Here is a 25,132-nt window from a genome sequence, read left to right as displayed (position 1 = left end):
GAGCGCCTCGTCCTTAACGACCGTTGCGCGGTCTCCTCGGGATCAGGCTAAGCGGCATCGGCCTCCGCCGAATCTGCTGCCGCGAGCTCAGTCCTTATCCTGAGGGCCCGCCAAAGGCGGGTGTCTCGAAGGATCGGTCGCAAGGACCGCTCTCAAATGCGATTGTCCCGGCTTCGCCGGGACGACAACGACGTGCGTGTGACGATTTTGTGCGCAAACGACCGCCGCGTCACCGCAATCGGCTGTGCTATGCTGACCGTGTCCGCCAACCGGAGCGATCGTCATGTCGATGCAGAATGTGGCCGCCCCTCCGCTTGCCGTCAGCCCACCGAGGCGCAATGAGCTGACGCACATCCCCGGCGACGAGGGCTGGCCGATTATCGGCAAGACCTTTCAGGTGCTCGCCGACCCCAAGGGCCACGTCGAGGCGAACGGCGCCAAATACGGCCCGGTCTACCGCACGCACATTTTCGGCGAGACCAATGTCGTGCTGCTCGGTCCGGAAGCGAACGAGCTCGTGCTGTTCGACCAGCAGAAGCTGTTCTCGTCGACACACGGCTGGAACAGGGTGCTCGGTCTGTTATTTCCGCGCGGGCTGATGCTGCTCGATTTCGATGAGCACCGCCTGCATCGCAAGGCGCTATCGGTCGCGTTCAAGTCCGGTCCGATGAAGTCGTATCTGCGCGATCTCGATCGCGGCATTTCCGCGCGCGTCGCGCAGTGGAAGGCCAAGCCCGGCGAGATGCAGCTCTATCCGGCGATGAAGCAGCTCACGCTTGATCTCGCTGCGGCCTCGTTCCTCGGTGCCGACATCGGACCGGAAGTCGACGAGATCAACCGTGCCTTCGTCGACATGGTCGCGGCCGCCGTCGCCCCGATCCGCCGCCCCCTGCCGGGCACCCAGATGGCGCGAGGCGTGAAGGGACGCAAACGCATCGTCGCCTATTTCCGCGAGCAGATTCCGCTGCGACGCGGCAATCACGGCGGCGACGACCTGTTCTCGCAGCTTTGCCGCGCCACCCATGAAGACGGCGCGCTGCTGTCGGAGCAGGATATCGTCGACCATATGAGCTTCCTGATGATGGCGGCGCACGACACGCTGACCTCGTCGCTGACCTCCTTCATCGGCGAGCTCGCGGCAAATCCGGGCTGGCAGAACAGGCTGCGGGAGGAGATCCTCGCGCTGGGGCTCGCTCCGAATGCGCCGAGCAGCTTCGACGATCTCGAAAAGATGTCGCTGTCGGAGATGGCGTTTAAGGAGGCGCTACGGATCAAGCCGCCGGTACCATCGATGCCGCGCCGCGCGATGCGCGATTTCACTTTCAAGGGCTTTACGATCCCGGCCGGCACCGCTGTCGGCGTCAATCCGCTCTACACACATCACATGAAGGACATCTGGCCGGAGCCGGACCGTTTCGATCCTCTGCGCTTCACCGAGGAAGCCCAGCGCAATCGCCACCGCTTCGCCTTTGTGCCGTTCGGCGGCGGCGCGCATATGTGCCTCGGCCTGCACTTCGCCTATATGCAGGCGAAATGCTTCGCGCGGCATTTTTTGCAGAACATCGAGGTGTCGCTGGAGCCGGGCTACAAACCGGACTGGCAGATGTGGCCGATCCCGAAGCCGCGGGACGGCTTGCAGGTGCGGGTGAAGGCGATTTAGCGCCACACCGTCATTGAGCGAAGCGAAGCAATCCAGACTATCTCCGCGGAAACAGGCTGGATGCTTCGCCGCCCGCTCGCCGCTACGCCCCCTGATCGAACGCCTTGCGCAAGGCCACGTAACCCTGTTGCTGCTGGCTCCAGTTGCGGCCGCCGGTCATTGCACCGTCAACGACGAGGTCATGGCCGTTGATGAAGCTGGACTCGTCGCTCGCCAGGAACACCGCGGCCTGAGCGATGTCATCAGGGAGACCGGCGCGCGGGATCGGCTGCGCGGTCTTGTAGACCTCGCGCATCACCGCCGGCGTCTTCTCGGCGGCGTCGGTCGACAGCCCCAGTGCCTTGCCGAAGATGCCGGTTGCGATCGCGCCGGGCGAGATCGAGTTGACGCGCACGTTTGACTCGCCGAGCTCCATCGCCACGCATTTGGTGAGATGGATCACCGCCGCCTTGGCCGCGCTATAGACCATCGAGGACGAGAACCCGGCGAGACGGCCGGCGATGCTGCCATTGTTGATGATGCTGCCAAAACCCTGCTTCTTCATGTGGGGCGCCGCGTGCTTCATGCCGAGCATGACGCTGCGCACCAGCGTCGCCATCGCCGCGTCGAACCGCTCGACCTCGAGGCCTTCGATGCCGCCGGTCTGCGCCGGACCGCCGGCATTGTTGAAGAGGCAATCGATGTTGCCGAATGTGTCCACCGCGAGCGCGATCAGCGCCTGCATCTGCGCTTCGACCGTCACGTCCGTCTGGCGGAAGACGCACGTCGGCCCGAGCTGCTTCGCCAGCGCCTCGCCTTCGGCGACGCGCCGGCCGGCGATCACAATTTTGGCACCTTCGGCAACGAAGACTTCCGCGGTACGCAATCCGATCCCGCTCGTCGCGCCGGTGATGATCGCAACCTTGCCGTCCAACCTGCCCATGGAATGTTCCCGTTTTCGAATGATTTGATTTTCAGATGGCGGACACTGACAGATGACGGCGCCGCGACGGTCACTATTCCCGCCGGCCCGCGGCAAGGCAAGCTTTGCTTGCGTGTCCGACATGCGTAACATTCGCACCCATGGCTCGACTTTCGGACGGGCATCGCGACCGGGCTGGGCATGGGGAAGCTGATCGACGAGTTCCGCAAGGGTTGGCAGGGCGTGGCACCGCCATCGCTCGGTCTGAGCATCGCCTTCGCGGTCGCCTGCCTGCTGCTCGCGACGCTGTCGCGCTGGGCTCTCGCCCATATCCGGCCAGACGTCTACTTCACCCCGTATTTCCCAGCCGTGTTCTTCGCCGCCGCGTTCGGCGGCTTCCGGATCGGCATCGTGACGGCACTTTTCGGCGGCGTGCTCGGCGTGATCGTCAATTTCGGCGATGCCTCTGCCGACCGCGCCCGGTTTGCGCTGCTGACGCTCTATTGGGTGGTCTGTGCGCTCACCATCTGGGGTGTCGAGCACTATCGCACCCTGCTGATCGAGCAGCGCCGGATTTCCAAACGCCTGATCGAGGAAGAAGACTATCGCAAGCTGCTGGTCGATGAGCTCCAGCACCGACTCAAGAACAAGCTGTCGACGGTGCACGCCGTGCTGCATCAGGTGCTGCACGACCAGCCGCAGGTCTGGGCCCGGATCGATCCGAGGCTGCGGTCGCTGGCCAGCACCGACGATTTGATCTCACGGATCGACAAGGCGGGCTGCGATATCCGCGACCTCCTGATCGCGGAGCTCGGGCCTTACGGCCATGTGCGCTTCACCCTCAACGGCGACCGGCTGTTCCTGCCGCCGAAGCTCGCGGTCACGCTGTCACTGATGTTTCACGAGCTCGCCACCAATGCAGGCAAATATGGCGCGTTCTCTGCGCCGCGCGGATTGTTGCAGGTGTCCTGGACGGTCACCGGCGATCGCCTGACCATCACCTGGGATGAGACCGAGGGGCCGAGCATCGGCGAGGTGTCGGCACCGGGCTTCGGCACCAAATTGCTGAAGTCGGCGCTTACCGCCTTCGACGGCAAGACCGAGCTCTCATTCTTGAAGACCGGCCTTCATTGCATCATGCAATGCCGTATCCCCAAGAGCGGCTGACAGACAACAAAGCTCGGTCGATCGGGCCACCTCTCCCCGGCGGGGACACGTCGGATTGCGCAGCAATCCCGATGAGGGGCCGCAGCGTTCAGTGAGAGCTTAACCCCTCACCCGGATCGCATCTTGCGATGCGATCCGACCTCTCCCTACGGGAGAGGTGATCGAGCCCGAGGCTCGCATCGGTTCAGCCAAAGCTCATCGCGATCCGGTTCGATACAAGCGAAAGTGGATCGCGCACTCTGCTTGCAGTTTCCCTGGGCGCATTGACGCTCTGTTAATGACGATCGACATCGCGCGTCGCATCGTCGCAAGTTTCGGCCAAAACACCCCCGTATTTCTTCTGACCCCTTAACCAAACCTAAGAGGGAACCGCGCAAGATCGCGCCCATTGCAAAAGCGCGCTGAAACAACAAGATTCATGACTTCTATGAACGACAATAGATATTCTGGCGCGAGCGAAGCCGAGCTCGGATTTCTCAAGGAAATCGTTAGAATGCTGCCGGCCGGCCTGACCGTGCAGGACGCGCACGGCGAGCTGCTGCTGGTTAACGACGCCGCGGCTGCCCAGCTCGGCATGGACGGCAGCCGTCCCTCGCCCGATCTGTCGCCGCGCCGCGAAGCCTGTCGGCAGGCGCTGAGCGCCGGCCAGGCAGTCGTCATCGAAGAAGCCATTCACAACGGCGCCGCGCGCCAGGTGCTGCTCACGACCCATCGTCCCGTCCGCCTCGCCGGACGCGAGCTCCTGATCTCGGCCTCCTCCGACATCACCGAGCAGAAGAACTTCGAGGACCAACTGTTCCGCTCGGCCTATTTCGACGAGCTGACCGGGCTGCCCTCGCGGCGCGTGATCGAGCATCACGCCAACGGCCTGCTCGCGCGCGATGGCGGCGAGCGGTTTGCGCTGGCCTTTCTCGACGTCGACAATTTCAAGCACATCAACGACTATTACGGCCACGCCGTCGGCGATGCGCTGCTGGTCGAGCTGTCGAAGCGGCTCGGACGCGACTTGCGCGATTCCGACATGCTCTCGCGCATCTCTGGCGACGAATTCCTCCTGCTGCTGTCGCCGATCCAGAGCCAGGAGGAAGTCGCCGAATTCATGCAATCGACCCTGGAGCGGCTCACCGCGCCGTTCTTCATCGACACTTCGGAAGTCTTCGCCTCCACCTCGGTCGGCATCAGCCTCTACCCCGATCACGGACGCAGCTTCGAAACCCTGCGCCAGAACGCCGACATCGCGATGTACCGCGTCAAGAACGAAGGCAAGGGGTCGGCGGCTTTCTTCGATTCCAGCATGGAGCGAGAGGCGCTGGCGCGGATGAAGGTCGAGCAGTCGCTGCGACTTGCCATCCTGGAGAAGCGCTTCTGCTGCGCATTCCAATCCAAGGTCGACATCAGGACGCAGGCCGTGACGGGCATCGAGGCCCTGGTGCGCCTGCGTGACGACGAAGGCGTGATCCAGGCGCCCGGCTCGTTCATCAATCTCGCCAGCGAGCTCGGACTGATCGACGAGCTGACCCATCTCGTGCTGGCCGAGATCGTCAAGTCGATCGACCTGATCAACGAGACCTTCGGCGCAGAAGCAACCATCAGCATCAACGTCGCCGCCAAGCAGGCCGGCAACCCCGAGTTCATGCGCAGCTTCGCGCAAGCGCTGGACGACACCGGCTTTCCCAGCCGCTTCATGATCGAAGTAACGGAAGACGCCTTTGTCGCCAAGAATCATTTCCAGGCCGAAATCCTGCCGATGTTTCGCAAGCTCGGCGTCGGCATCTCGATCGACGATTTCGGCATCGGCTATTCCTCCCTCTCGGCGCTCGCCGACATCACCGCCGACGAGATCAAGATCGATCGCTCCTTCATCACTGACATCCATAAGCGTCCGCGCAGCCAGGGCATTTTGCGCGCGATCGAATCCTTGAGCGAAGCGCTCGGCATGACCGTGATTGCCGAAGGCCTCGAATCCTACGAGGAGCTGGCCTATCTCCAGGCCGCGACCAAGATCCGCTACGCGCAGGGCTATTACTTCTCCCGGCCGATCTTCCTGGAGGAGCTGAAGCTCGTAACGCCAATCTCCAGCGAAGCGCGGGTCAACATGGTGAGCCGCCCGACGCAGCAGAACCGCCAAGGCTATTCGCGGGCGAGCGGGTACCGGCGATAAGGATTGCTTTCAGGCGGTAGATTCAAAACCCGGTAACCCGATCCCGAGATGATCGCGGCGTACCTGTAAGATCTGCTCTGCCGATTTCCTGGGCAGGCCGCAACCGGCGATCAAGTCGCTCTCACACATGGTCTCACGCGCCAGACCACCGTAAGGGGGAATTGCAAAGTTTCTCGGCGTGTGCAAATCGCTGTTGCCAGAAGCTTTAAATCAGGAGGGAATATCGTGCGTCGATCATTTATCATAGCAACAGCCGTCCTCGCGCTCGCCGCGGGCGCGTCCGCACGGGCCGACGATCTCAAGATCGCGCTGATCTACGGCAAGACCGGTCCGCTCGAGGCCTATGCCAAGCAGACCGAGACCGGTCTGCAAATGGGCTTTGAATACGCCACCAAGGGCACCATGACGCTCGACGGCCGCAAGATCGTCGTCATCACCAAGGATGACCAGGGCAAGCCCGATCTCGCCAAGGCCGCGCTCGCGGAAGCCTATCAGGACGACAAGGCCGACATCGCGATCGGCACGACCTCATCGGCCGCGGCGCTCGCCATCCTTCCCGTGGCCGAGGAGAACAAGAAGATCCTGATCGTCGAGCCCGCGGTCGCGGATCAGATTACCGGCGAGAAGTGGAATCGCTACATCTTCCGCACCGCGCGCAACTCCTCGCAGGACGCGATCTCCAACGCCGTCGCCATCGGCAAGCAGGGCGTCACAGTCGCGACGTTGGCGCAGGACTACGCCTTCGGCCGTGACGGCGTCGCCGCCTTCAAGGAGGCGCTCGCCAAGACCGGCGCGACGCTCGCCGCCGAGGAATACGCGCCCACCTCGACCACCGACTTCACCGCCGTCGGCCAGCGCCTGTTCGACGCGCTGAAGGACAAGCCGGGCCGCAAGGTGATCTGGGTGATCTGGGCCGGCGCGGGCAATCCGCTGGCCAAGCTCCAGGACATGGATCCCAAGCGCTACGGCATCGAGCTGTCGACCGGCGGCAACATCCTGCCGGCGCTCGCGGCCTATAAGGGCCTGCCCGGCATGGAAGGCGCGACCTACTATTTCTACGAGATCCCGAAGAACCCGGTGAACGACTGGCTGGTCGCCGAGCACCAGAAGCGCTTCAAAGCGCCGCCGGACTTCTTCACCGCTGGCGGCTTTGCCGCCGCGATGTCCGTCGTCGCCGCCGTCACCAAGGCGAAGTCGACCGACACCGAGAAGCTGATCACGGCAATGGAAGGCCTGGAGTTCGACACGCCGAAGGGCAAGATGGTGTTCCGCAAAGAGGACCATCAAGCGCTCCAGAGCATGTATCACTTCAAGGTCAAGGTCGATCCGAACGTCGCCTGGGCCGTGCTCGAGCCGGTGCGCGAGCTGAAGATCGATGACATGGACGTGCCGGTCCGCAACAAGCGGTAGGGCGGTGGTGCTTCACCTCTCCCGCTTGCCGGAGAGGCCGGGAGAGGGTTTTTCCTGTTAGGGATTCTCGATTGTCGAAACAGCCCTCTCCCCAGTCCTCCCCCGCAAGCGGGGGAGGGAGCGCAGCGTGATCGCGGATATATCTCCGTTCCCATCATTCGCCGGACTCCAATGCCGCTGACCCTCGAAACTCGCGACCTCACCATCCGCTTCGGCGGCCATGTCGCGGTCAACAACGTCACCTGCACGTTCCGCCCGGGCGAGCTCACCGCGATCGTCGGGCCGAACGGCGCCGGCAAGACCACCTATTTCAATTTGATCTCGGGTCAGCTGCGCGCATCCAGCGGCAGCATCCTGTTCGACGGCATCGATATCACGGGGCAGTCCGCCCCGATGCGGACGCGCGCAGGCCTTGGGCGTGCCTTCCAGCTCACGAATCTCTTCCCGAACCTCACGGTGGAGGAGAACGTCCGCCTCGCGGTGCAGGCTTCGAACGGCACCCATTACGACATGCTGCGGCCCTGGATGGTCCGCCGCGACCTGATCACCCGCGCAGACAGCATCCTCGACCAGGTCGCGCTCGGCAGCCGGCGCGGGGTCGCCGCGACCGCCCTGTCGCATGGCGACCAGCGCAAACTCGAGGTGGCGCTGATGATGGCGCTGGAGCCTGAGGTCTTCATGTTCGACGAGCCGACCGCCGGCATGAGCATCGACGAGGTGCCCGTCGTCCTGAACCTGATCGCGCAGCTCAAACAGGACCGAAACAAGATCATCCTGCTCGTCGAGCACAAGATGGACGTGGTGCGCTCGCTCGCCGACCGCATCATCGTGCTGCATAACGGCCAGCTCGTCGCCGACGGCAGGCCTGCCGAAGTGATCGCCTCGCCGATCGTGCAGGAGGCCTATCTCGGCGTGGCGCCCAAGACGGCTGCAGGGAGTGCAGCATGACCGACCTTTTAAGACTCTCCGGCGTGCACACCCATATCGGCCGCTATCACATTCTCCAGGGCATCGATCTCGCGGTTCCGCAGGGGCAGACCACGATGCTGCTCGGCCGCAATGGCGCCGGCAAGACCACGACGCTGCGCACCATCATGGGGCTCTGGCGGGCCTCGCACGGCGAGATCAGCTTCGCCGGGGAGCGGATCGAGAGCCGCGCCACGCCCGACATCGCGCGGCTCGGCGTCGGCTACGTGCCTGAGAGCATGGCCGTGTTTTCCGACCTCACGGTGAAAGAGAACTTGGTTCTGGCGGCGCGCGATGGTCCGTTGGACGATGCCCAACTCGACTGGATCTTTGGTTTCTTCCCGGCGCTGCGCCGGTTCTGGCTGTCGCGTGCGGGAAGCCTCTCGGGCGGGCAGAAGCAGATGTTGTCGATCGCAAGGGCCATCGTCGAGCCGCGCAAGCTACTCTTGATTGACGAGCCGACCAAGGGCCTCGCGCCTGCCATCGTCATGGCGCTGATCGAGTGCCTCAAGGAGATCAAGCGCAGGGGCGCGACGATCCTGCTGGTCGAACAGAATTTCTTTGCCGCCCGCGAGCTCGGCGACAACGTGCTGGTGATGGACAACGGTACCATCGTCCATCGCGGCGAGATGGCGGCGCTGGCCGCCGACATGCCGCTGCAAGAGCGACTGCTCGGCCTGAGCCTGGAGGCGCATCAGTGACTGACCTCGCCGCAAATGATCCGCTGCCGAAGCCGAAGCGCGACATCGCACCGATCCTGCTGCCGGTCGCGCTCGCGCTTGTCATGATCCCGCTGATCGGCTCGCCCAGCACCTGGCTGACCTTGACCGCCGCCAGCCTCGCCATGGGCATGATGATCTTCATCATGGCTTCCGGTCTGACCCTGGTGTTCGGCCTGATGGACGTGCTCAATTTCGGCCACGGCGCCTTCATCGCGGTCGGCGCCTACGTCGCGACCCTGGTGCTGGCGCCGTTTGCAGCCTCGATCCAGGCCGATTCGCTGTGGGTGAACCTCGCGGTGCTGGCGCCGGCAGCGCTGCTGTCGATGGCGGTGTCCGGCGCGCTCGGCCTGGTCGTCGAGCGCGTGCTGATCCTTCCTGTTTATGGCCAGAATCTGAAGCAGATCCTGATGACGACCGGCGGCCTGATCGTCGCCGAGCAGACGCTGTATGCGCTGTGGGGACCGCAGATCATCCCGATGCCGCTGCCCACCTCGCTGCGCGGCTCCTTCATTCTCGGCGAAGTCGCGATCGCCAAATACCGCGCGCTGGCGATGCTGATCGGCCTCGCCGTCTTCATCGCGATCCAGCTCGTGCTCAACCGCACCAAGCTTGGCCTCCTGATCCGCGCCGGCGTCGAGAACCGCGAGATGGTCGAGGCGCTCGGCTATCGTATCCGCCGCCTGTTCCTGGGCGTGTTCATGACGGGATCGGCGCTCGCGGGCCTCGGCGGCGTGATGTGGGCGCTCTATCGCGAGCAGGTCCATGCCTCCATGAGCGACGAGCTCACCGTGCTGATCTTCATCGTCGTCATCATCGGCGGGCTCGGGTCGATCGGCGGCTGCTTCATCGGCGCCATCCTCGTGGCCATGGTTGCCAATTACGGCGGCTTCCTGGTGCCGAAGCTCGCCCTCGTCTCCAACATCCTGCTGATGGTCGCCATTCTGATGTGGCGGCCGCGCGGCCTCTATGCGGTGACCAGCCGATGATGATTCTCTCAGGCGACCCGCCGCGCAGCCGTGTTCTCACGCTTGTTCTCGTCCTCATCATCCTGGCGCTGGCGGCGACGCCATTCCTGTTCCCAGGCGCCAAGGCGCTCAACGTCGCAGCCAAGATCTGCGTCTTCGCCGCCCTTGTCGCATCCTACGATCTGTTGCTCGGCTATACCGGCTCGGTGTCGTTCGCCCACACCATGTTCTACGGCATCGGCAGCTACGCGATCGCGATCGCGCTGTACGGGATGGGCCCGAACTGGGCCGCGGTCGCAACCGGCATCGTCATCGGCCTGCCGCTCGCGGCCCTGCTGGCGCTCGCGATCGGGCTGTTCTCGCTGCGGGTGGCCGCGATCTTCTTTGCCATGATCACGCTCGCGGTCGCCTCCGCCTTCCAGGTGCTGGCCTCGCAGCTGTCCTGGCTGACCGGCGGCGAGGATGGGCGCAGTTTTCAGCTGCCCGAGCTGCTGCGACCCGGCACGGTGCTGGTCTCCAAGAACCTGTTCGGCTTCGAGATCAACGGCCGCATCCTCACCTACTACCTGGTATTCGCCATCTCCGCCCTGATGATCCTCGCTTTGCTGCGGGTGGTGAACTCACCGTTCGGACGCGTGCTCCAGGCCATCCGCGAGAACCGTTTTCGCGCCGAGGCGCTGGGCTTCCGCACCGTCTTCCACCTGACCTACGCCAACTGCATCGCCGCATCGGTCGCCGCGAGCGCCGGCATCTTGAATGCGCTGTGGCTGCGCTATGCCGGGCCCGACACCTCCCTCAGCTTCTCCATCATGCTGGACATCCTGCTGATGGTCGTGATCGGCGGCATGGGCACGATCTACGGCGCGATCATCGGGGCTGCCATCTTCATCCTCGCGCAGAACTATTTGCAGTCGCTGATGGGCCTCGCGTCCAAGGCGGCGTCGGAAGCCGGGCTGCCGCTGCTGCCGGGGCTGTTGCATCCCGACCGCTGGCTGCTGTGGCTCGGGCTGCTGTTCATCGCCAGCGTGTACTTCTTCCCGACCGGCGTGGTCGGACGGCTGCGCAACGCCGGCAGCGCCAAGAGCGGCAGCGCCTCGCATTAAGCCGCTGTTAGTGATGCAGCGCAGCGGTTCGCTGCGCACAGCCGTGATCGCGCGACGGCATTAATGCTCAGGTAACTGGCTTTCCTAAGCTTTAGGCCATTTGTGTCGTGTATCCCTGCTCTTGCGGGAGGGGGAATGCGCCAGGTATTTGCAACGATCGTTGCCCGAATGTCGCAGGCCGTGAGCAACGGCTGGAGGGCGGCCATTCGGCGCGGGCCAGTGCTGTGGCTGACCCTGTGCGGCGTGCTGCTGGTCGCGGGCATCTTCACCGTGACCGCCATGGCCGTCGGCGAGTTTCGCGAGCGAACCCTGGCCAACCGCGAACGCGAGCTGGAAAACACGGTGCAGCTGATCGCTCGGCACTTCGATCAGCAATTCGAGGATTCCGACGTCGTCGCCACCGATGTGATCGCGCAGATGAACCTGCCGGAGATCAGCTCGCCCGCGATGTTCCGCGAGCACATGTCCGGGCTCGCGACCAACCAGATGCTACGCAGCAAGATCAGTTCGGTGTCCTATCTTGGCGACATCGCGATCTACGACGCCGACGGCGAGCTGATCAACTGGTCGCGGGCCCAGCCGCTGCCGAAGATCAACATCTCTTCTCGCGCTTACTTCCAGTCGTTCAAATCCGATCCCAAGGCCGAGCCGGTCATCCTGGAATCCGTCCGCAGCTACATCATCGGCAAATGGACCACGGTCGTCGCGCGGCGGCTGAACGGCGCCGACGGTGCCTTCCTCGGCGCGATGGTCCGGGGAATTGATCCCGACAGCTACCGGCAATATTTTGCATCTGTCGCGCTTGCCGAGGGCACGGCGATCTCGCTGTTCGATCGCGAAGGCAAGATGCTGGCGCGCTATCCGCACGTCGAAGAATTGATCGGACGGAGCTTCAAGGATGCCCCGCTGATGCGGAAGGCGCTGACCAACGGCGGTCAGCACACGCTTCGCGTCAGGAGTCCGATCGACGGCGAGGAGCGGCTGGGCTCGGCCGCGTCCCTCAACCATTTTCCCCTGGTCATCGTCGCCACCAATACGATGTCGGCTGCGCTTGCCGACTGGCGGCAGCAGACCGGTTTCATGGTTACGACGGCGATGCTTTCGGCCGTTATGATCGCGCTGATCCTGTATCTGATCATCCGGCAGATCAACCGGCAGAACCGCGAGGCCCAGGAGCGAATCGAATTGGAGCGGCAGCGGCTTGACACCGCCCTCAACAACATGTCGCAGGGGTTGATCCTGTACGATGCCGCCGGATATGTCGTCATTTGCAACCGCCGCTACGCGGACATGTTCGGTCTCTCGCACGACGTCATCAAACCCGGCTGCCACATCCGCGAGGCGATGTATCACCGCAAGGAGCGCGGCGCGTTCGATGGCAATGTCGAGGAATTTTGCGCCGAGGTCATGCGGATCGCGGCGGAAGGCACGGTCTCCACGCGAACTCATCAGCTAGCCAACGGCCGCGCATTCCAGGTCATCAACACGCCACTGGCGCAAGGCGGATGGGTTGCCACGATCGAAGACATTACCGAGCGTCGCAACCTGGAGCAGGAGCGCGACCGCAACCACACCTTCCTGCGCGAGATCATCGACCACATTCCCTCGCAGATCACGGTGAAGGATGCGCGCACGCGGCAATATCTGCTGCTCAATGGCGTCGCCGAACAATTGTTCGGCCAGTCTCGCCAGGATGTCGTCGGCAAGACCGCTTTCGACATCTTCCCTGAGGCGCCGGCCGCCCGTATCACCGAAGACGACAGCAGCGCGCTGAAATCGGCCAAGGGATTGTTCAAGGACGAACATCCCTGGCAGATGCCAGGCATGGGGCTTCGCTACATCACTTCGACCCGGATCGGCATCCATGACGAAGCCGGCGAGCCGCGCTATCTCATTCATGTCATCGATGATGTCACCGAGCGGCGTCGCGCCGACGAGAAGATCGCGCACATGGCGCATTACGATGCGCTGACTGATCTACCGAACCGCACGCTGTTTCGCGAGCAGATCGAACGCGAGCTGGCGGAGGTCGCCGGCGGCGGGCAGTTCGCGCTGCTCTACATCGACGTCGACGAGTTCAAAGGCATCAACGATTCGCTCGGCCACCATGTCGGCGACGAGCTGTTGAAGGCAATCGCGGGCCGTCTACGCGGCTGCCTGAAGCAGGGCGACCTGATCGCGCGGCTCGGCGGCGACGAATTCGCGGTCATCCAGACCGGGATCCAGTCCTCCGCCGACGTGGTGTCGTTCGTGACGCGGATCTACGAAGCGATCCGGCAGCCCTATCACTGTCTCGGCCATCAGCTCTCCACCGACGCGAGCATCGGGATCGCGCTGGCACCGCAGGACGGCTCCGATCTCGATCAGCTCATCAAGAATGCCGACCTCGCGATGTACGGCGCCAAGGCCGAAGGACGTCGCACCCACCGCTTCTTCGAGCCGGAGATGGACGCCAGCGCCAAGGCGCGTCTGACCATGGAGCAGGATCTGCGCCAGGCCCTGGTGAACGGCGGCTTCGAGATTCACTACCAGCCGCTGGTCGATCTACGCTCGGGCGAAGTCTCCGGCTGCGAAGCGTTGCTGCGCTGGCGCCATCCCGAGCGCGGCATGGTGTCGCCTGCCGAGTTCATTCCAATCGCCGAGGACACCGGCCTGATCAACGAGCTCGGCGACTGGGTGCTGCGCATGGCCTGCAACGAGGCCGCGACCTGGCCGGCGCATGTGCGGGTTGCGGTCAACGTCTCGCCGGTGCAGCTCAAATGCGACACGCTGGCGTTGCGGATCGCCGGCGCGCTCGCCGCCTCCGGGCTCGACCCGCGCCGGCTCGAGCTCGAGATCACCGAGGCCGTGCTGATCCGCGACGACGAGGCGGCGCTCTCGATCCTGCACCAGCTCCGCGCCATCGGCGTGCGCATCGCGCTCGACGATTTCGGCACCGGCTATTCCTCGCTGAGCTATCTGAAGCGCTTCCCGTTCGACAAGATCAAGATCGATCGCTGCTTCGTCGCCGACATTGCCGAGACGAACGGCGCGCCGGTGATCGTGCAGGCCGTGGTGAACATCGCCGCCGCCAGCAGCATGACCACGGTCGCCGAAGGCGTGGAGACCGAGGCCCAGCGCGAGATGCTGCGCAAGCTCGGCTGCACGGAGATGCAGGGCTATCTTTTCAGCGCGCCGAAGCCGGCCAGCGAGGTGCGAAAGCTGTTTCGCACGGGCGATGCCGCGCCGGTGGCGGCGGTGGCGTGATGACCAAGTCAAAGAGTCCTTCCAAGATCGTCGACGTCGCGGACTCCTACGCAGTGCGGCTGATGCAGCATCTGGTGGTGCCGACTTTCGTGATCGATCCGAAGCGCCGCGTCGTGATCTGGAATCGTGCATGCGAGCGGCTGACCGGCGTCGCCGCCTCGGAGGTGATCGGCACCAATAAGCACTGGCAGGCCTTCTACGAGACCAAGCGCCCCTGTCTCGCCGACCTGGTCGCGCTCGACCGGCCGGAGCAGCTGCCCGAGTTCTATTCGGAATATGCGGCGCGCGGTCATAACGGCCTCGGCTTTTCCGCGGAGAACTGGTGCGTGATGCCGAAGCTAGGCAGCCAGCTCTATCTCGCCATCGACGCCGGCCCGATCCACGACGAGGCCGGCCAACTGATCGCGGTGGTGGAAACGCTGCGCGACCTCACCGACCAGAAGCGCGCCGAGATGGCGCTGAAGGAGCTCGCCACCAAGGATGGGCTGACCGGCCTGTCGAACCGCCGCTCCTTCGACCAGATGCTGATGAGCGAATGGGCCCGCGCCCAGCGCACGCAGAAGCCGCTGGCAGTGCTGTTCGTCGACGTCGACCATTTCAAGCTGTTCAACGACCGCCACGGCCACCAGGCCGGCGATGAATGCCTGCGCGCGGTCGCCGCTTCCGTCAGCCGGCACGCCGTGCGGCCGCTCGATCTCGCCAGCCGCTATGGCGGCGAGGAGTTCGCGCTGATCCTGCCGGACACGACTTGCGACGCCGCCTGCGCCGTCGCCGACGAGATCCGCTGCGCTGTCACGGGCTTGCGGATCGCCCATGGCGCCACTGGCGCCAGCGACCACGTCACCCTCAGCGTCGGCGTCGCCAGCCACATTCCCGGCGAAGCCGATGGCGGGCCGGACCGGCTGCTCGGCGCCGCCGATCAGGCGCTCTATGCGGCCAAGCGGCTCGGCCGCAACCGCGTCATCTGCGCGGAACGGCTGCTCGCCGAATTCGCCGACCTTGGCCGGGAGGACGAGCCGGTTCCGGCGCCGGTCCGGCGCAAATCGGCTTAATCGCGAGCCGGTGAGAAGCGGTTGCCCGCCCCTCCCCAATCGGCTACATGAAGCTCACTGCACCCGTAGCTCAGCTGGATAGAGCGTTGCCCTCCGAAGGCAAAGGTCACACGTTCGAATCGTGTCGGGTGCGCCAGCCTTGTCGCCGTTTTCATGCCGGCGCTTAGGTCAGCATCGAGACGATCGTCTGGATCTGGTCGGAGGCGGACGAGACCAGCCCGTCATATGACGTCTGACCGTGTGCCGCAGCCTTCAAGACGTATTCCGCTACGGCCGCTTTGAGGCCGAACACCGACTGATCGGCCGGTACGCTCGCCATCACGGCCTCCAGCGCCTGCCGCATCGTCTGAATGAGCTCGGAGCTGTATTGCATTGGCTGTCCTCCGCCGGCTTATATTAGATTGCAGGCCCGCGCTCGCCACTCACAAGCCTGAGATTGCCCGTTGATGATCCGATACATTCCAGAGCGTCGCGCAGCGTCGGGCCATACGGCTGAGTTCAGCCAGACGATGCCGAACACGGTGGTGACGAAGAGCGACAACTGAAACGTCCCTCACCTCGCGCTTCGCTTCTCTCAATTGTATTATCCTTCCATGACCGGATCCGACACGATGACCGGCGAAGCCTCGCCCGTCCGCAAGATCATCCATATCGACATGGATGCTTTCTATGCGTCCGTGGAGCAGCGCGATAGTCCGGACCTGCGCGGAAAGCCGGTCGCAGTCGGAGGCTCTGCGGAACGCGGCGTCGTCGCGGCCGCCAGCTATGAAGCCCGCAAGTTCGGTGTTCGCTCTGCCATGCCATCCGTGACTGCGAAGCGGCAGTGCCCCGATCTGATCTTTGTCAAGCCGCGCTTCGAGGTCTACAAGGCAATCAGCAGGCAAATCCGCGACATCTTTGCCGAACACACGCCCATCATCGAGCCGTTGTCGCTCGACGAGGCGTCGGGCCACTATTGTCGCACCACGCCCTGACGGTCGACGTGCAATGCCAGGCCGGAATCACGCTCAACAGCTATCCCGGAGCGCTCGCTCAGGTGATCAGCAATCTCGCTCTCAACAATGCCTCGAACGCGTACCCTGACAAGAGAGGCGGCAGGTTTGTCATTACGGTTAGCCAACCGGACCCGACGTCAGTTCGCCTGGTCTGCGCCGATGAAGGCGTCGGAATCCTCGAGCCATTGCAGGCTCACATCTTCGATCCGTTCGTTACGTCAGCCGGCAGCGTGGCAGCGCCGGCCTGGGGCTCCACATCGCGTTCAATCTGGTTGTCTCATCGCTCAACGGGCGCTTGCGCCTCGAGAGCAAGGCGGGTCCGGGACTGATGGTGACGGAATTTTTTCAAATCCCGCCACCCGTGAAAGTCGATCCGCTCGGGCCGATCAATGCCTCACGTGCTCGAACACCACGATCACGCCGGTCGGCTCGGGCTCGTGCGCCATGAGGCGGGTCAGGTCGGAATCGCCCCAATCGGCGAGGCTGACGACCTCGCCACTCTGGCGGTCGGCGCCGAGCGACGGTGTGGGCTCGAGGACCTTGAGGCCCATCTCGTCGACGAAGAAGGTGTGCTCGCCGAACATGCTGTTGAGCTGCGGCATGGCCGGATGCTCGTCGGGCAGCACCTGAGCGCCGAGTTGGTTGACGGTCTGCTTCACCTGTTCGGATGTGAGCTTCATGAGCTGCTCCGTTCTGTCACGTCGGGTTTCGTTGAGCTGAGCCAGAGCGGTCGTTCCCTGCCTCGATGCGCCTGGCTCAAACGTCCGAACAAGTGCTGCGCACAAATGTTCCTGAGAAATGTATTTCGTGATCGCGCGCCGCGTCTGCCGCGCTCGCGGCACGAGATCGCCACAGGAAGCACACGATCCAGCGACCCGACGACCTTCTACTAACCCGCTACTCGCTCCGGTCCCCGCCGGCCGACAGCGCGCAGATGCGTGATAGATAGGTGTAGGGCAGGCCGGTCTCCTCGGCCCAGGCGTTGAATTGCGCCTGCACCTTGGCGAGATCACCCTTCGATCTGACCTCTTCGGCAATGTCGAGACCTGCATCGCGCAGGCAGGCGACAACGTCCTTGGAAGTCACAAAACCGTCCCAGCCAACAAAGCGCAGCAGCATCTGGCCGGTATTGCCTCCTAACCGGCTGCCGCGCTTGGTGAGGAGATCGAGCAGGCCGATCTCGTCGGACGATGGCCATTTCGCCAGAAACTTGCCGAAGCTGCCGTGCTCCTTCGCGATCTCCTGCACGAAAGCGGCATTGTCGCGCACCGACATGATCTTGGCGCCATTGCGTACGATGCGTGCATCGCGCAGCAGGCCTTCCCAATAATCCTCGGGCTGGAAGCTGAGCTTGGCCGGCTGGAAATGCAGGAAGGCGGCTTCGAAACCGGCCCATTTCGAGTCGATCACGCTCCATGCAAAGCCGGCGCAGAACACCCGCCTGGTCATCTCGGCGAGGATGCGGTCGTCGCCAAGCTTCGCCAGGCGCTTGAGGTCTGGCCTTGCCGGCATCAACTTCTCCAGCGCCTTGGGCCCGCCCTTGCGTTTCTCGGCGCGGGCACGAATGGTCTTGAAGGAGGTCATGCGGACAAGAGCGGTTGAGGGTGCGTCACGAGATCAGAATTCGATGATCCGGTCCAGTCCTGCGCGACCCGATCGCCATGCGTGCCGCAGCGTGCTCTCGCAGCGATGATCATGGCACCGCCGGCGATCGTCTCAGGCCAAGATCGATCGCGCGCGCGTTTCCATCACGCTCGCGAGAGCGCGGGCACCTCCTCGGGCATGATCGCTTGGAGGCCGCCGAAGCGGCGTTCGCGGCCGTGGAAAGCAGCGAGCGCTTCGGCGAGATCGCCCGCGTCGAATTCGGGCCACATCCGCTCCGTGAAGTGCAGCTCGGCATAGGCGCCCTCCCAGAGCAGGAAATCCGACAGCCGCTTCTCGCCCGAGGTGCGGATGATGAGATCGACGTTGCGCAGGCTGGCCTCGCCGGTGACCAGTTGCGAGAACGCTTCGCGGGTGAGGCTGGTCAGCGCTGCTGCTTTCGCCGCGGCATTGAGGATGGCATCGCGCGCGGAATAGTCGACGGCGATGCGCAAATGCAGCGTGCTGCCATGGGCGGTCGCCTCTTCGGCACGCGCGATCGCGCTGGCGATGCCGTCGGGCAGACGGTCGCGGCGGCCGATCACGGTGAGGCGCACGCCGTTCTTGATCAGGCTCTGCACTTCATTGGAAAGGTAGAAGCGCAGTAACGTCATCAGCGCGGCGACCTCGGCCCTCGGCCTGCGCCAATTGTCGGTGGAAAAGGCGTAGAGCGTCAACGTGCCGATGCCCTGCTTGGGCGCGGCCTCGACGATACGGCGGATGGTCTCGACGCCGGCCTCGTGGCCGCGCACGCGCGACAGGCCTCGCCGCGTCGCCCATCTGCCATTTCCGTCCATGATGATACCGACGTGAAGCTTGTCGTCGCAGGACACAGGCTTACTTTGCATTACAAAGTCTCCGGTCAAAAAAAGAGGATCAAGTCGAAGCGAAACCGAGACGGCCGAGCGGCGGCGCCTCGCGGCCGGCGGCCTTGGCGGCGTCGCGCACGAGGCGTTCGAGCACGGCGAGATAATCGAGGAAGCGGCGGCGGCCGGACTTGGTGAGACGACAAGTCGTGTGCGGGCGATTGCCTTCATAACCCTTGGTCACCTCGACGAGGCCGGCCTCCTGGAGCACGGCGATGTGCCGGCTGAGATTGCCGTCGGTGAGGCCGCAGAGCTGCTTGAGGTCGGCGAATGCCAGCCCCTTGGGGTGCGCCATCAACGAGGTCAGCAGGCCGAGCCTCGCCTTCTCGTGGATGACGCGATCAAGCCCCTCATAGGAGAAGGGCGCGCTGTCAGGCTTCGACATCATGGTCTCCGGATGCGAAATACAGAATGGCGGCCATCACCGACTGCCCGATCACGAAGGGCAGACCCATGGTCCATGGCGACAGCATCTTGGTCTGGCTCGCCAGCGCCACCACCGCAAAGCCGGACACGAAATACCAGGCGCCAACGAGCGCGACGGTGCGCGGCAGCGAGCGGACGGAGGCGAAGATGCCGAGCGATACCAGGATCTGCCACAAGCCGGGCAACAGCCACAGCGTTTCGGCCGCGAACTTCCACATCACCACCGCAAGCAGCACGCCCGCAGCGCCTGCAGGCAGGAACTGCTCGACCGCCTGGTGGATCATGGCATCGGCAAGACCGGAATGATGGCGGCGCGAGCGCGCGCGCATCTCGATCCCGATCAGGAGGCCGGAGAGCGCGGCGGCAATGAACCAGCCGATGAAGAAGGCGAGCGGCTGGCTGGTGGGATCGCCAAGCAGCCAGAATTGCAGAATCGCGGTGATGAGCGCGACGGCACCTGTCGCCGCCATAGTCGCCGGGCCGTAGCCGCGGAACGCGGTGCCCGCCGCGATCTGGCTGCGGATCGCCACGATATCGGCCAGTGCCTTGTCGAGATCGCGCATTGGCAACGCCAAAATCTCGTTCCGCTCATGCTTCCCGGGATTATTCCCGCCACTTTGTATTACAAAGTATATGGCACTGCAAAGTAAAGGCAAGCCCGAATGTCGCGGCAAGGAGATGTTGTCCGCGCGAGCAACTGCCGGTTGCGTTGCCGATCCCGCCACGGCTAAGATGCAGCCAAAGCATTCCCGGGGGCTGGTATGTGGCTTAAATCGTTTGTCGTTGCGTCTTTGTTGCAAGTGGGTGTCATCAGCGCCGCGCATGCGGCGGGACCGTTCGGCTCCGTCAACGTCGGCAACTGGATCGGCGGCGCCTTCAGCAATGACCAAACGGACGGCTTCTCCCATTGCGCTGCAACGACGCCCTATGCGAACGGCGTGATCCTCGTCGTGAGCCAAAACGCCGCCGGCACCTGGTCGCTCGCCTTTGCGAGTCCCGGTTACCGCTTCAACAAGGGCGAGAACGCCGCGATCGACGTGACCTTTGACGGGCAGGAGCAAGCTAGGCTGTACGCTACGGCGTATCAGTCCAACATGCTCACGGCCATCATGCCGCTCAATGTCGTGCGTACGTTTCAAAAGGCGAGCCTTATGGTGGCAACAGCCGGCCGCGCCGTACTGAATTTCGATTTGACATCGACCGGGCCGGTCATCGCGGCATTGGCCAATTGCGTGAGCAAGGTGAAGGCCGACGGGCTCGACAAGGCCGGCGACTTCACCAAGGGTGCGGCCAAGCCGGCGGCCACGGCGGAGAAGCAGGCGTCTCCGCCGGCTGGAAGCAAAGTTGCCAGGGCAAGGAGCGGCACCGGCTTTGTGGTCAGCGCCGGCGGCCATGTTGTCACCAACAATCACGTGATCAATGGCTGCGTCGGCGACATCAGGGGCAACCTCACCGGCGAGGCCGCAATGGTGCTGCGCGTCGTTTCGACCGACGCCAACAATGATCTTGCTCTCCTTCAGGCGCCGTCGACGACGGCATTCAAGGACTTTGCCCGGATCCGCGACCGCTCGTTTCACTCCGGCGATTCCGTCGTCGCGATCGGCTTTCCCTACCACGGATTGCTCAGCTCGGACTTCACCGTGACGACCGGTATCGTGAGCTCGCTCAGCGGCATGCGCAATGACACGCGCTTTCTGCAAATCAGTGCACCCGTGCAACCCGGCAATAGTGGCGGCCCGTTGTTCGACACCACCGGCCAGATCGTGGGCGTGGTCACCGGCAAGATCCCCGGATTGCGCATCGCCGCTGCGACCGGCGATATTCCCGAGAACATCAACTTCGCCATCAAGACCGGCGCGCTACGCGATTTCCTCGACAATTCCGTGGTGCCGTACCAGACCGCCGAGCCGAAGGGCGAGCTCAAGACTACCGACATCGCCGGCAATGCCCGCGCCTACACGATGCTGATCTCGTGCAATGCGACCGAGCAGGCCGACGCGAAGCGGTAGAACGGCGGCTGGCGGCGTCCCACACGCCGGCATCGTCCCGACGAAGGCCAGGACGACATTACTGAACGAGGCGGCCTCTCAGCCGTGACAGCACGCCTCCTTCGCCGCCTGCGGTTCGTACTCGTCGCGCAGGCGAACCCAGTCCATCGGATAGGGCAAACCGTCCTCGTGACGGCCGAGCGGCGTAAGGTCGAGGTACTGATAGGCGGCATTCATCATATCGAGCCCGCGGGCGAAGCATGAGTAAGTGTGGAAGATCTCGCCCGCCTCGTTGCGAAAGAACACGCTGATGCCGGGCAGCTCGGGCCCATAGAACGGCGTGGTGCCGAAATTGTACTTCGGCACGCCCTTGTCGATCTGTTCGCGCGTGAACGAGACTTCATAATCGTAGTTGAAGTCGTTGCTTCCCGAGGAGACCCAGTCGAAGGTCCAGCCCATACGCTTTTTGAACGCGTCGAGCTTGGCAACAGGCGCGAGCGAGATCGCAACCATGCTGGTGTCGCGCGCCGCCAGATGCGGCACCATGCGCTCGAAACCGTCGGCCCAGAACGAGCAACTCTTGCAGGCGGCGTCCCAATCGGGTGCGAACATCACGTGCTGCACCACGAGCTGCGGCCGGCCCTTGAACAGATCGCCGAGCGTCAGCTTGCCGTTCGGTCCGTCGAACACGTAGTTCTTGTCGACCTTGACCCAGGGCAATGCACGGCGCTCCTCGGCCAGACGCTCGCGGGCGGCAGTGAGCTCCTTTTCATGGGCCAGATGAACCTTGCGGGCGGCGATCCATTGCTCGCGCGAGACGATCTGATGTTGCTGCATGGTATCCTCCTCTGATCGGGGTCAGCCGACGAAGGCGTCGAGCTTGTCGAAGAACGAGCTCCAGCCGCGCAAATGATTGTTGCGGGCGGTTTCGTCGAAGAACTGGGCGTGATGGAAGACCATCAAGGTGCCGGCGCTGTCCGGCTTCAGCGTGATCGTCACCAGCGATTCGCGTTCCGGCGTCGAATGCCAGGCCCAGGTGAAGACCAGCCGCTCGTTCGGCACGACGTCGCGATAGGTACCGCCGGCCTCGAAATATTCGCCGTCGTCACGGGTGAAGCCGATGCGAAAGCTGCCGCCGGTGCGGACGTCGAGCTCGGCCCGAAGGGTCGCCGGCTTCATGTTCGGCGGCCCGAACCATTGCGCTAGCTGCTCGGCTTGCGTCCAGGCGGCGTAGACCTTTTCCGGCCGCGCGCGGAGCCGGCGCGTGAGCGTGAGGCTTGGACTTTCCTTTGGGCGTTCCGTTGAGCGTTCGGCGGCGGCTGCGTTGGCCATGTCTCTTCCTCCACAAAGGCGGCGAGGCGATCGAGATTGTCGGACCAGAATTGGGCGTAGCGATTGAGCCAGTTCATCGCCTGCTCCATCGGCTGCGCGGTGAGCCGGCAGGCGACCGTTCGCCCGGTCTTCTCCCGGACGATCAGACCCGCATCCGTGAGCACGTCGAGATGCTTCATGATCGCCGGCAGTGAGATCGGGAACGGTGCGGCCAGCTCGCTCACCGACAGGCCGTCCTGCTCGCCGAGCCGTGCCAGCAGGGCACGCCGCGTCGGGTCGGATAGCGCCGCAAAGGTCCGGTCCAGCGTCTCGTCCTGATACTTAACCATGAGGTTTAGTATAGGCGCGCGCGGTGACGCATCAAGCGAGAAACCCCGCACGCGGTTCTGCACGAGCGCGTGATCAGGCAGCGGTCAGTGAGACGTGGGGCGCGGCTAATACGGCGCGACGGCCCGCCTGCGGTGCATCCGCGGCTGAGGTTGCAGCGGCTGCAGCTGGCCGTAGCCGAAACGGGGATTGCGATCGCAGTACAGCAGCCGGCCGGAGACGCTGGCCTGACATTGTTCATAGGTGCTGTAGGCGCATTCACCGGGATAGTCGTACTCGCCGCCTTGGGCACACCAGGGATAGTCGCGCGCGGCGGCTGGGGGAATGGCGGCGAAACCGGCAAGGACCGTCATGCCGAGCGTCAGCAGCGCCAATCGAATATTGCGCATGATCCAACTCCTCTCCTGCTGGCGTGAGATACGCCACCATCCTCATCAGGTTTGGTCGCGCCAATTTATTCCAGATCGAGTGTAGCGCGCGGCAAGAAAAAAGCCCTGCCGGACGGCAGGGCTCCAATCGCGTTGATCACAAGATCTCTACTCGACCTTCAGGCCGGCGAACTCGACGACCTTCTTCCATTTCTCGGTTTCGGCCTTGATCTCCTCACCGAACGCCTCGGGCGTCTGCACCCGCGGCTCGCCGCCGAGCTCGACCAGACGCTTGGTCATGTCGGGCTCCTTCATCAGCGCGTTGACCTCATTGTTGAGCTTGGCGATGATCTCCTTGGGCGTGTTCTTGGGTGCGCCCATGCCGAACAGCGCGCTGGCCTCATAGCCCTTGACGGTCTCGGCGATCGCGGGCACGTCGGGCAATTGCGCCGAGCGTTCCGTGGTGGTGACGCCGATTGCACGCAAGCTGCCGGAACGGATGTGCTGGATGATCGAGGGCATGTTGTCGAAGATCACCTGCACCTGGCCGCCGAGCATGTCGGTGATCGCGGGCGCCGCGCCGCGATAGGGCACGTGCTGCATCTTGCAGCCGGTCATGGCCATGAACATCTCGCCGGACAGATGCACCGAGGTGCCGTTGCCGGACGAGGCCATGTTCACCTTGCCGGGATTTGCCTTCACATATTCAATGAACTCGGCGACGCTCTTGGCCGGCACGTCCTTGTTGACCGTCATCACGTTCGGCACACGCTGGAACGAGGCGACCGGGGCGATGTCGCGCACGAAGTTGAACTTCAGGTTGGTGTACAGCGAGGCGTTGATGTAGTTGGCCGGATTGACCAGCTGCAGCGTGTAGCCGTCGGGCTCGGCGTTGACGACCGATTCGGTGGCGATATTGTTGCCGGCGCCAGGCTTGTTCTCGATCACGAATTGCTGGCCTAGCCTTTCCGACAGCCGCTGGCCGATCAGCCGCGCCAGGATGTCGGTGGCCCCGCCCGGTGGATAGCCGACCACCCATTTCACCGGACGGGCCGGATAATCGGCGGCAAGGGCCTTGGACAGCGGGGCGGCTGCAAGCGGACTGGCGGCGAGCAGGCCCAGCGCGGTACGGCGAGTGATCATCTCAAGGGTTCTCCCAGTGTTGTTCTTGAAAGCCGGATATCTTGAAAGCGTCGTCGGCGCGGTTGTAACAAAGCTTGCCGCAGGCGGAAAGTGCACGGGGCGCATCACGACGAAAGGATAAGACATGCCGGTCAAGGTTCATGCCCTGGATCATCTCGTGATCAATGTCGCCGATGTCGCAGCGACCGCGGAGTGGTACCGCAGGATTCTCGGCATGGAAGTCAAGGTGTTCGACCCCGGCGGCGGCAAAGCGCCGCGGACTTCGCTCGTATTTGGTGACCAGAAGATCAACGTGCGGCCGCGCGATGGCGATAAGGTGGAGTGGTTCACCGCGGACAACCCGACCGCCGGCAGCGAGGATCTGTGCTTCCTCACCTCCGCCGCGCCCGAAGAGGTGATGGCGCATTTGCAGGCGCACGGCGTCACGATCGAGGAAGGGCCGGGCCCGAGGCAAGGCGCCCGCGGCACGCTGCGCTCGGTCTATTGCCGAGATCCCGACGGCAGCTTGATCGAGATCTCGTCTTACGCCGATTAGGGCGCGCTCGCGCTTGTCCTACGTCATCAGGTCCGGGCTTGTCCCAGGCATCCACGTTCTTTGTGCGGCAAGACGTGGATGGCCGGGTCAAGCCCGGCCATGACGGTGAGAGAGCGAGCGCTGGTTAATCCATGCCGCCCCGCCGAGTTGCTCCCCGC

Annotated in this window: 24 protein-coding genes, 1 tRNA gene and 2 pseudogenes; 15 read left to right on the top strand and 12 right to left on the bottom strand. The window is 63.9% G+C overall.

The genetic code is table 11. The features are described from left to right. Positions 1 to 283 precede the first annotated feature (283 nt). Positions 284 to 1,660, top strand: a complete 1,377-nt coding sequence (locus IVA98_RS10780; RefSeq protein ID WP_247334568.1) for a cytochrome P450 — start codon at positions 284 to 286, stop codon at positions 1,658 to 1,660. Between the two features lie 82 nt (positions 1,661 to 1,742). Here the strand turns inward: IVA98_RS10780 and IVA98_RS10775 are convergent, their stop codons facing one another. Continuing rightward, the gene (locus IVA98_RS10775; protein ID WP_247303725.1) at positions 1,743 to 2,582 is read right to left on the bottom strand and encodes an SDR family NAD(P)-dependent oxidoreductase; all 840 of its coding nucleotides are present in this window, start codon (positions 2,580 to 2,582) and stop codon (positions 1,743 to 1,745) included. Positions 2,583 to 2,762: 180 nt separating this feature from the next. Here IVA98_RS10775 and IVA98_RS10770 point away from each other — a divergent pair, with 180 nt between their 5' ends. The 10 genes from IVA98_RS10770 to IVA98_RS10725 all read left to right on the top strand — a co-directional run bounded on the left by IVA98_RS10770 (position 2,763) and on the right by IVA98_RS10725 (position 15,489). Then, positions 2,763 to 3,728: a sensor histidine kinase gene (locus tag IVA98_RS10770; protein WP_247303727.1), complete on the top strand. Its 966-nt coding sequence runs from the start codon at positions 2,763 to 2,765 to the stop codon at positions 3,726 to 3,728. Positions 3,729 to 4,155: 427 nt separating this feature from the next. Beyond that, a complete protein-coding gene (locus tag IVA98_RS10765) occupies positions 4,156 to 5,889 on the top strand; it encodes a putative bifunctional diguanylate cyclase/phosphodiesterase (RefSeq protein ID WP_247303729.1) in 1,734 nt (577 codons plus the stop codon). A gap of 225 nt (positions 5,890 to 6,114) precedes the next feature. Continuing rightward, positions 6,115 to 7,299, top strand: a complete 1,185-nt coding sequence (locus IVA98_RS10760; protein WP_247354838.1) for a substrate-binding domain-containing protein — start codon at positions 6,115 to 6,117, stop codon at positions 7,297 to 7,299. 171 nt (positions 7,300 to 7,470) lie between these two features. Then, a complete protein-coding gene (locus IVA98_RS10755; RefSeq protein ID WP_247303732.1) occupies positions 7,471 to 8,247 on the top strand; it encodes an ABC transporter ATP-binding protein in 777 nt (258 codons plus the stop codon). Further along, the gene (locus IVA98_RS10750; protein WP_247303734.1) at positions 8,244 to 8,966 is read left to right on the top strand and encodes an ABC transporter ATP-binding protein; all 723 of its coding nucleotides are present in this window, start codon (positions 8,244 to 8,246) and stop codon (positions 8,964 to 8,966) included. The genes IVA98_RS10755 and IVA98_RS10750 overlap by 4 nt, the downstream gene beginning before the upstream one ends. Further along, positions 8,963 to 9,973 (top strand): branched-chain amino acid ABC transporter permease, encoded by a 1,011-nt coding sequence (locus tag IVA98_RS10745; protein ID WP_247354836.1) that lies wholly within the window; start codon positions 8,963 to 8,965, stop codon positions 9,971 to 9,973. The genes IVA98_RS10750 and IVA98_RS10745 overlap by 4 nt, the downstream gene beginning before the upstream one ends. Further along, complete coding sequence (locus IVA98_RS10740; protein WP_247303737.1) at positions 9,970 to 11,055, top strand: branched-chain amino acid ABC transporter permease; 1,086 nt, start codon at positions 9,970 to 9,972, stop codon at positions 11,053 to 11,055. Before IVA98_RS10745 ends, IVA98_RS10740 begins: the two co-directional genes overlap by 4 nt. A gap of 135 nt (positions 11,056 to 11,190) precedes the next feature. After that, positions 11,191 to 14,301 carry a bifunctional diguanylate cyclase/phosphodiesterase gene (locus IVA98_RS10735; protein ID WP_247354834.1) on the top strand — a complete coding sequence of 1,037 codons (3,111 nt, stop codon included), beginning with the start codon at positions 11,191 to 11,193 and terminating at the stop codon, positions 14,299 to 14,301. Beyond that, positions 14,301 to 15,353 carry a sensor domain-containing diguanylate cyclase gene (locus IVA98_RS10730; RefSeq protein ID WP_247303741.1) on the top strand — a complete coding sequence of 351 codons (1,053 nt, stop codon included), beginning with the start codon at positions 14,301 to 14,303 and terminating at the stop codon, positions 15,351 to 15,353. The genes IVA98_RS10735 and IVA98_RS10730 overlap by 1 nt, the downstream gene beginning before the upstream one ends. Positions 15,354 to 15,412: 59 nt before the next feature. Continuing rightward, a tRNA-Arg gene (locus IVA98_RS10725) sits at positions 15,413 to 15,489 on the top strand. A gap of 27 nt (positions 15,490 to 15,516) precedes the next feature. Here IVA98_RS10725 and IVA98_RS10720 read toward each other — a convergent pair. Then, positions 15,517 to 15,726 (bottom strand): hypothetical protein, encoded by a 210-nt coding sequence (locus IVA98_RS10720; RefSeq protein WP_247303743.1) that lies wholly within the window; start codon positions 15,724 to 15,726, stop codon positions 15,517 to 15,519. Positions 15,727 to 15,946: 220 nt separating this feature from the next. On the opposite strand from IVA98_RS10720, the pseudogene IVA98_RS10715 reads away from it, so the two are divergent. Continuing rightward, positions 15,947 to 16,297: pseudogene (locus IVA98_RS10715) on the top strand (Y-family DNA polymerase); the annotation flags it as partial. A gap of 38 nt (positions 16,298 to 16,335) precedes the next feature. After that, a complete protein-coding gene (locus IVA98_RS37215) occupies positions 16,336 to 16,677 on the top strand; it encodes an ATP-binding protein (protein ID WP_346657705.1) in 342 nt (113 codons plus the stop codon). Between the two features lie 57 nt (positions 16,678 to 16,734). On the opposite strand, the gene IVA98_RS10710 is transcribed toward IVA98_RS37215, so the two are convergent. The 5 genes from IVA98_RS10710 to IVA98_RS10690 all read right to left on the bottom strand — a co-directional run bounded on the left by IVA98_RS10710 (position 16,735) and on the right by IVA98_RS10690 (position 19,844). After that, positions 16,735 to 17,028, bottom strand: a complete 294-nt coding sequence (locus IVA98_RS10710) for a hypothetical protein (RefSeq protein ID WP_018319488.1) — start codon at positions 17,026 to 17,028, stop codon at positions 16,735 to 16,737. Between the two features lie 217 nt (positions 17,029 to 17,245). Continuing rightward, entirely contained in the window at positions 17,246 to 17,932 is a 687-nt protein-coding gene (locus IVA98_RS10705) for a DNA-3-methyladenine glycosylase I (protein ID WP_247303745.1), read from the bottom strand. 164 nt (positions 17,933 to 18,096) lie between these two features. Then, a complete protein-coding gene (locus tag IVA98_RS10700) occupies positions 18,097 to 18,837 on the bottom strand; it encodes a di-trans,poly-cis-decaprenylcistransferase (protein ID WP_247303747.1) in 741 nt (246 codons plus the stop codon). 28 nt (positions 18,838 to 18,865) lie between these two features. Next, the gene (locus IVA98_RS10695) at positions 18,866 to 19,240 is read right to left on the bottom strand and encodes a transcriptional regulator (RefSeq protein WP_247303750.1); all 375 of its coding nucleotides are present in this window, start codon (positions 19,238 to 19,240) and stop codon (positions 18,866 to 18,868) included. Further along, positions 19,227 to 19,844: a hypothetical protein gene (locus IVA98_RS10690; protein ID WP_247303752.1), complete on the bottom strand. Its 618-nt coding sequence runs from the start codon at positions 19,842 to 19,844 to the stop codon at positions 19,227 to 19,229. Before IVA98_RS10690 ends, IVA98_RS10695 begins: the two co-directional genes overlap by 14 nt. A 198-nt stretch (positions 19,845 to 20,042) precedes the next feature. On the opposite strand from IVA98_RS10690, the gene IVA98_RS10685 reads away from it, so the two are divergent. Beyond that, positions 20,043 to 21,290 (top strand): S1C family serine protease, encoded by a 1,248-nt coding sequence (locus IVA98_RS10685; protein ID WP_247354832.1) that lies wholly within the window; start codon positions 20,043 to 20,045, stop codon positions 21,288 to 21,290. A gap of 78 nt (positions 21,291 to 21,368) precedes the next feature. On the opposite strand, the gene IVA98_RS10680 is transcribed toward IVA98_RS10685, so the two are convergent. The 5 genes and pseudogenes from IVA98_RS10680 to IVA98_RS10660 all read right to left on the bottom strand — a co-directional run bounded on the left by IVA98_RS10680 (position 21,369) and on the right by IVA98_RS10660 (position 24,439). Next, positions 21,369 to 22,106, bottom strand: a complete 738-nt coding sequence (locus IVA98_RS10680) for a DUF899 domain-containing protein (protein ID WP_247282058.1) — start codon at positions 22,104 to 22,106, stop codon at positions 21,369 to 21,371. Positions 22,107 to 22,127: 21 nt separating this feature from the next. After that, positions 22,128 to 22,460: pseudogene (locus IVA98_RS10675) on the bottom strand (SRPBCC family protein); the annotation flags it as partial. 11 nt (positions 22,461 to 22,471) lie between these two features. Beyond that, positions 22,472 to 22,930 (bottom strand): ArsR/SmtB family transcription factor, encoded by a 459-nt coding sequence (locus IVA98_RS10670; protein ID WP_247303757.1) that lies wholly within the window; start codon positions 22,928 to 22,930, stop codon positions 22,472 to 22,474. A gap of 105 nt (positions 22,931 to 23,035) precedes the next feature. Next, positions 23,036 to 23,317, bottom strand: a complete 282-nt coding sequence (locus IVA98_RS10665; RefSeq protein WP_247303759.1) for a DUF3551 domain-containing protein — start codon at positions 23,315 to 23,317, stop codon at positions 23,036 to 23,038. A gap of 147 nt (positions 23,318 to 23,464) precedes the next feature. Continuing rightward, the gene (locus tag IVA98_RS10660) at positions 23,465 to 24,439 is read right to left on the bottom strand and encodes a Bug family tripartite tricarboxylate transporter substrate binding protein (RefSeq protein WP_247354830.1); all 975 of its coding nucleotides are present in this window, start codon (positions 24,437 to 24,439) and stop codon (positions 23,465 to 23,467) included. 124 nt (positions 24,440 to 24,563) lie between these two features. Between IVA98_RS10660 and IVA98_RS10655 the strand changes: the two genes are divergently transcribed. After that, a complete protein-coding gene (locus IVA98_RS10655) occupies positions 24,564 to 24,974 on the top strand; it encodes a VOC family protein (protein ID WP_247303763.1) in 411 nt (136 codons plus the stop codon). Positions 24,975 to 25,132: the final 158 nt, after the last annotated feature.

It is taken from the genome of Bradyrhizobium sp. 160 (assembly GCF_023073735.1).
In the GTDB taxonomy this organism is placed as follows: domain Bacteria; phylum Pseudomonadota; class Alphaproteobacteria; order Rhizobiales; family Xanthobacteraceae; genus Bradyrhizobium.
This window is presented reverse-complemented; position numbering and strand designations above follow the sequence as displayed.

Excerpts from the sequence above, each read along its gene's own strand:
- IVA98_RS10770 (WP_247303727.1), top strand. The coding sequence starts at position 2,763 with ATGGGGAAGCTGATCGACGAGTTCCGCAAGGGTTGGCAGGGCGTGGCA.
- IVA98_RS10690 (WP_247303752.1), bottom strand. The coding sequence starts at position 19,844 with ATGCGCGATCTCGACAAGGCACTGGCCGATATCGTGGCGATCCGCAGC.
- IVA98_RS10750 (WP_247303734.1), top strand. The coding sequence starts at position 8,244 with ATGACCGACCTTTTAAGACTCTCCGGCGTGCACACCCATATCGGCCGC.
- IVA98_RS10740 (WP_247303737.1), top strand. The coding sequence starts at position 9,970 with ATGATGATTCTCTCAGGCGACCCGCCGCGCAGCCGTGTTCTCACGCTT.
- IVA98_RS10705 (WP_247303745.1), bottom strand. The coding sequence starts at position 17,932 with ATGACCTCCTTCAAGACCATTCGTGCCCGCGCCGAGAAACGCAAGGGC.
- IVA98_RS10780 (WP_247334568.1), top strand. The coding sequence starts at position 284 with ATGTCGATGCAGAATGTGGCCGCCCCTCCGCTTGCCGTCAGCCCACCG.
- IVA98_RS10775 (WP_247303725.1), bottom strand. The coding sequence starts at position 2,582 with ATGGGCAGGTTGGACGGCAAGGTTGCGATCATCACCGGCGCGACGAGC.
- IVA98_RS10665 (WP_247303759.1), bottom strand. The coding sequence starts at position 23,317 with ATGCGCAATATTCGATTGGCGCTGCTGACGCTCGGCATGACGGTCCTT.
- IVA98_RS10710 (WP_018319488.1), bottom strand. The coding sequence starts at position 17,028 with ATGAAGCTCACATCCGAACAGGTGAAGCAGACCGTCAACCAACTCGGC.
- IVA98_RS10660 (WP_247354830.1), bottom strand. The coding sequence starts at position 24,439 with ATGATCACTCGCCGTACCGCGCTGGGCCTGCTCGCCGCCAGTCCGCTT.
- IVA98_RS10680 (WP_247282058.1), bottom strand. The coding sequence starts at position 22,106 with ATGCAGCAACATCAGATCGTCTCGCGCGAGCAATGGATCGCCGCCCGC.
- IVA98_RS10695 (WP_247303750.1), bottom strand. The coding sequence starts at position 19,240 with ATGTCGAAGCCTGACAGCGCGCCCTTCTCCTATGAGGGGCTTGATCGC.
- IVA98_RS10700 (WP_247303747.1), bottom strand. The coding sequence starts at position 18,837 with ATGCAAAGTAAGCCTGTGTCCTGCGACGACAAGCTTCACGTCGGTATC.
- IVA98_RS10765 (WP_247303729.1), top strand. The coding sequence starts at position 4,156 with ATGAACGACAATAGATATTCTGGCGCGAGCGAAGCCGAGCTCGGATTT.
- IVA98_RS10655 (WP_247303763.1), top strand. The coding sequence starts at position 24,564 with ATGCCGGTCAAGGTTCATGCCCTGGATCATCTCGTGATCAATGTCGCC.
- IVA98_RS10735 (WP_247354834.1), top strand. The coding sequence starts at position 11,191 with ATGCGCCAGGTATTTGCAACGATCGTTGCCCGAATGTCGCAGGCCGTG.
- IVA98_RS10755 (WP_247303732.1), top strand. The coding sequence starts at position 7,471 with ATGCCGCTGACCCTCGAAACTCGCGACCTCACCATCCGCTTCGGCGGC.
- IVA98_RS10720 (WP_247303743.1), bottom strand. The coding sequence starts at position 15,726 with ATGCAATACAGCTCCGAGCTCATTCAGACGATGCGGCAGGCGCTGGAG.
- IVA98_RS10685 (WP_247354832.1), top strand. The coding sequence starts at position 20,043 with ATGTGGCTTAAATCGTTTGTCGTTGCGTCTTTGTTGCAAGTGGGTGTC.
- IVA98_RS10670 (WP_247303757.1), bottom strand. The coding sequence starts at position 22,930 with ATGGTTAAGTATCAGGACGAGACGCTGGACCGGACCTTTGCGGCGCTA.
- IVA98_RS10730 (WP_247303741.1), top strand. The coding sequence starts at position 14,301 with ATGACCAAGTCAAAGAGTCCTTCCAAGATCGTCGACGTCGCGGACTCC.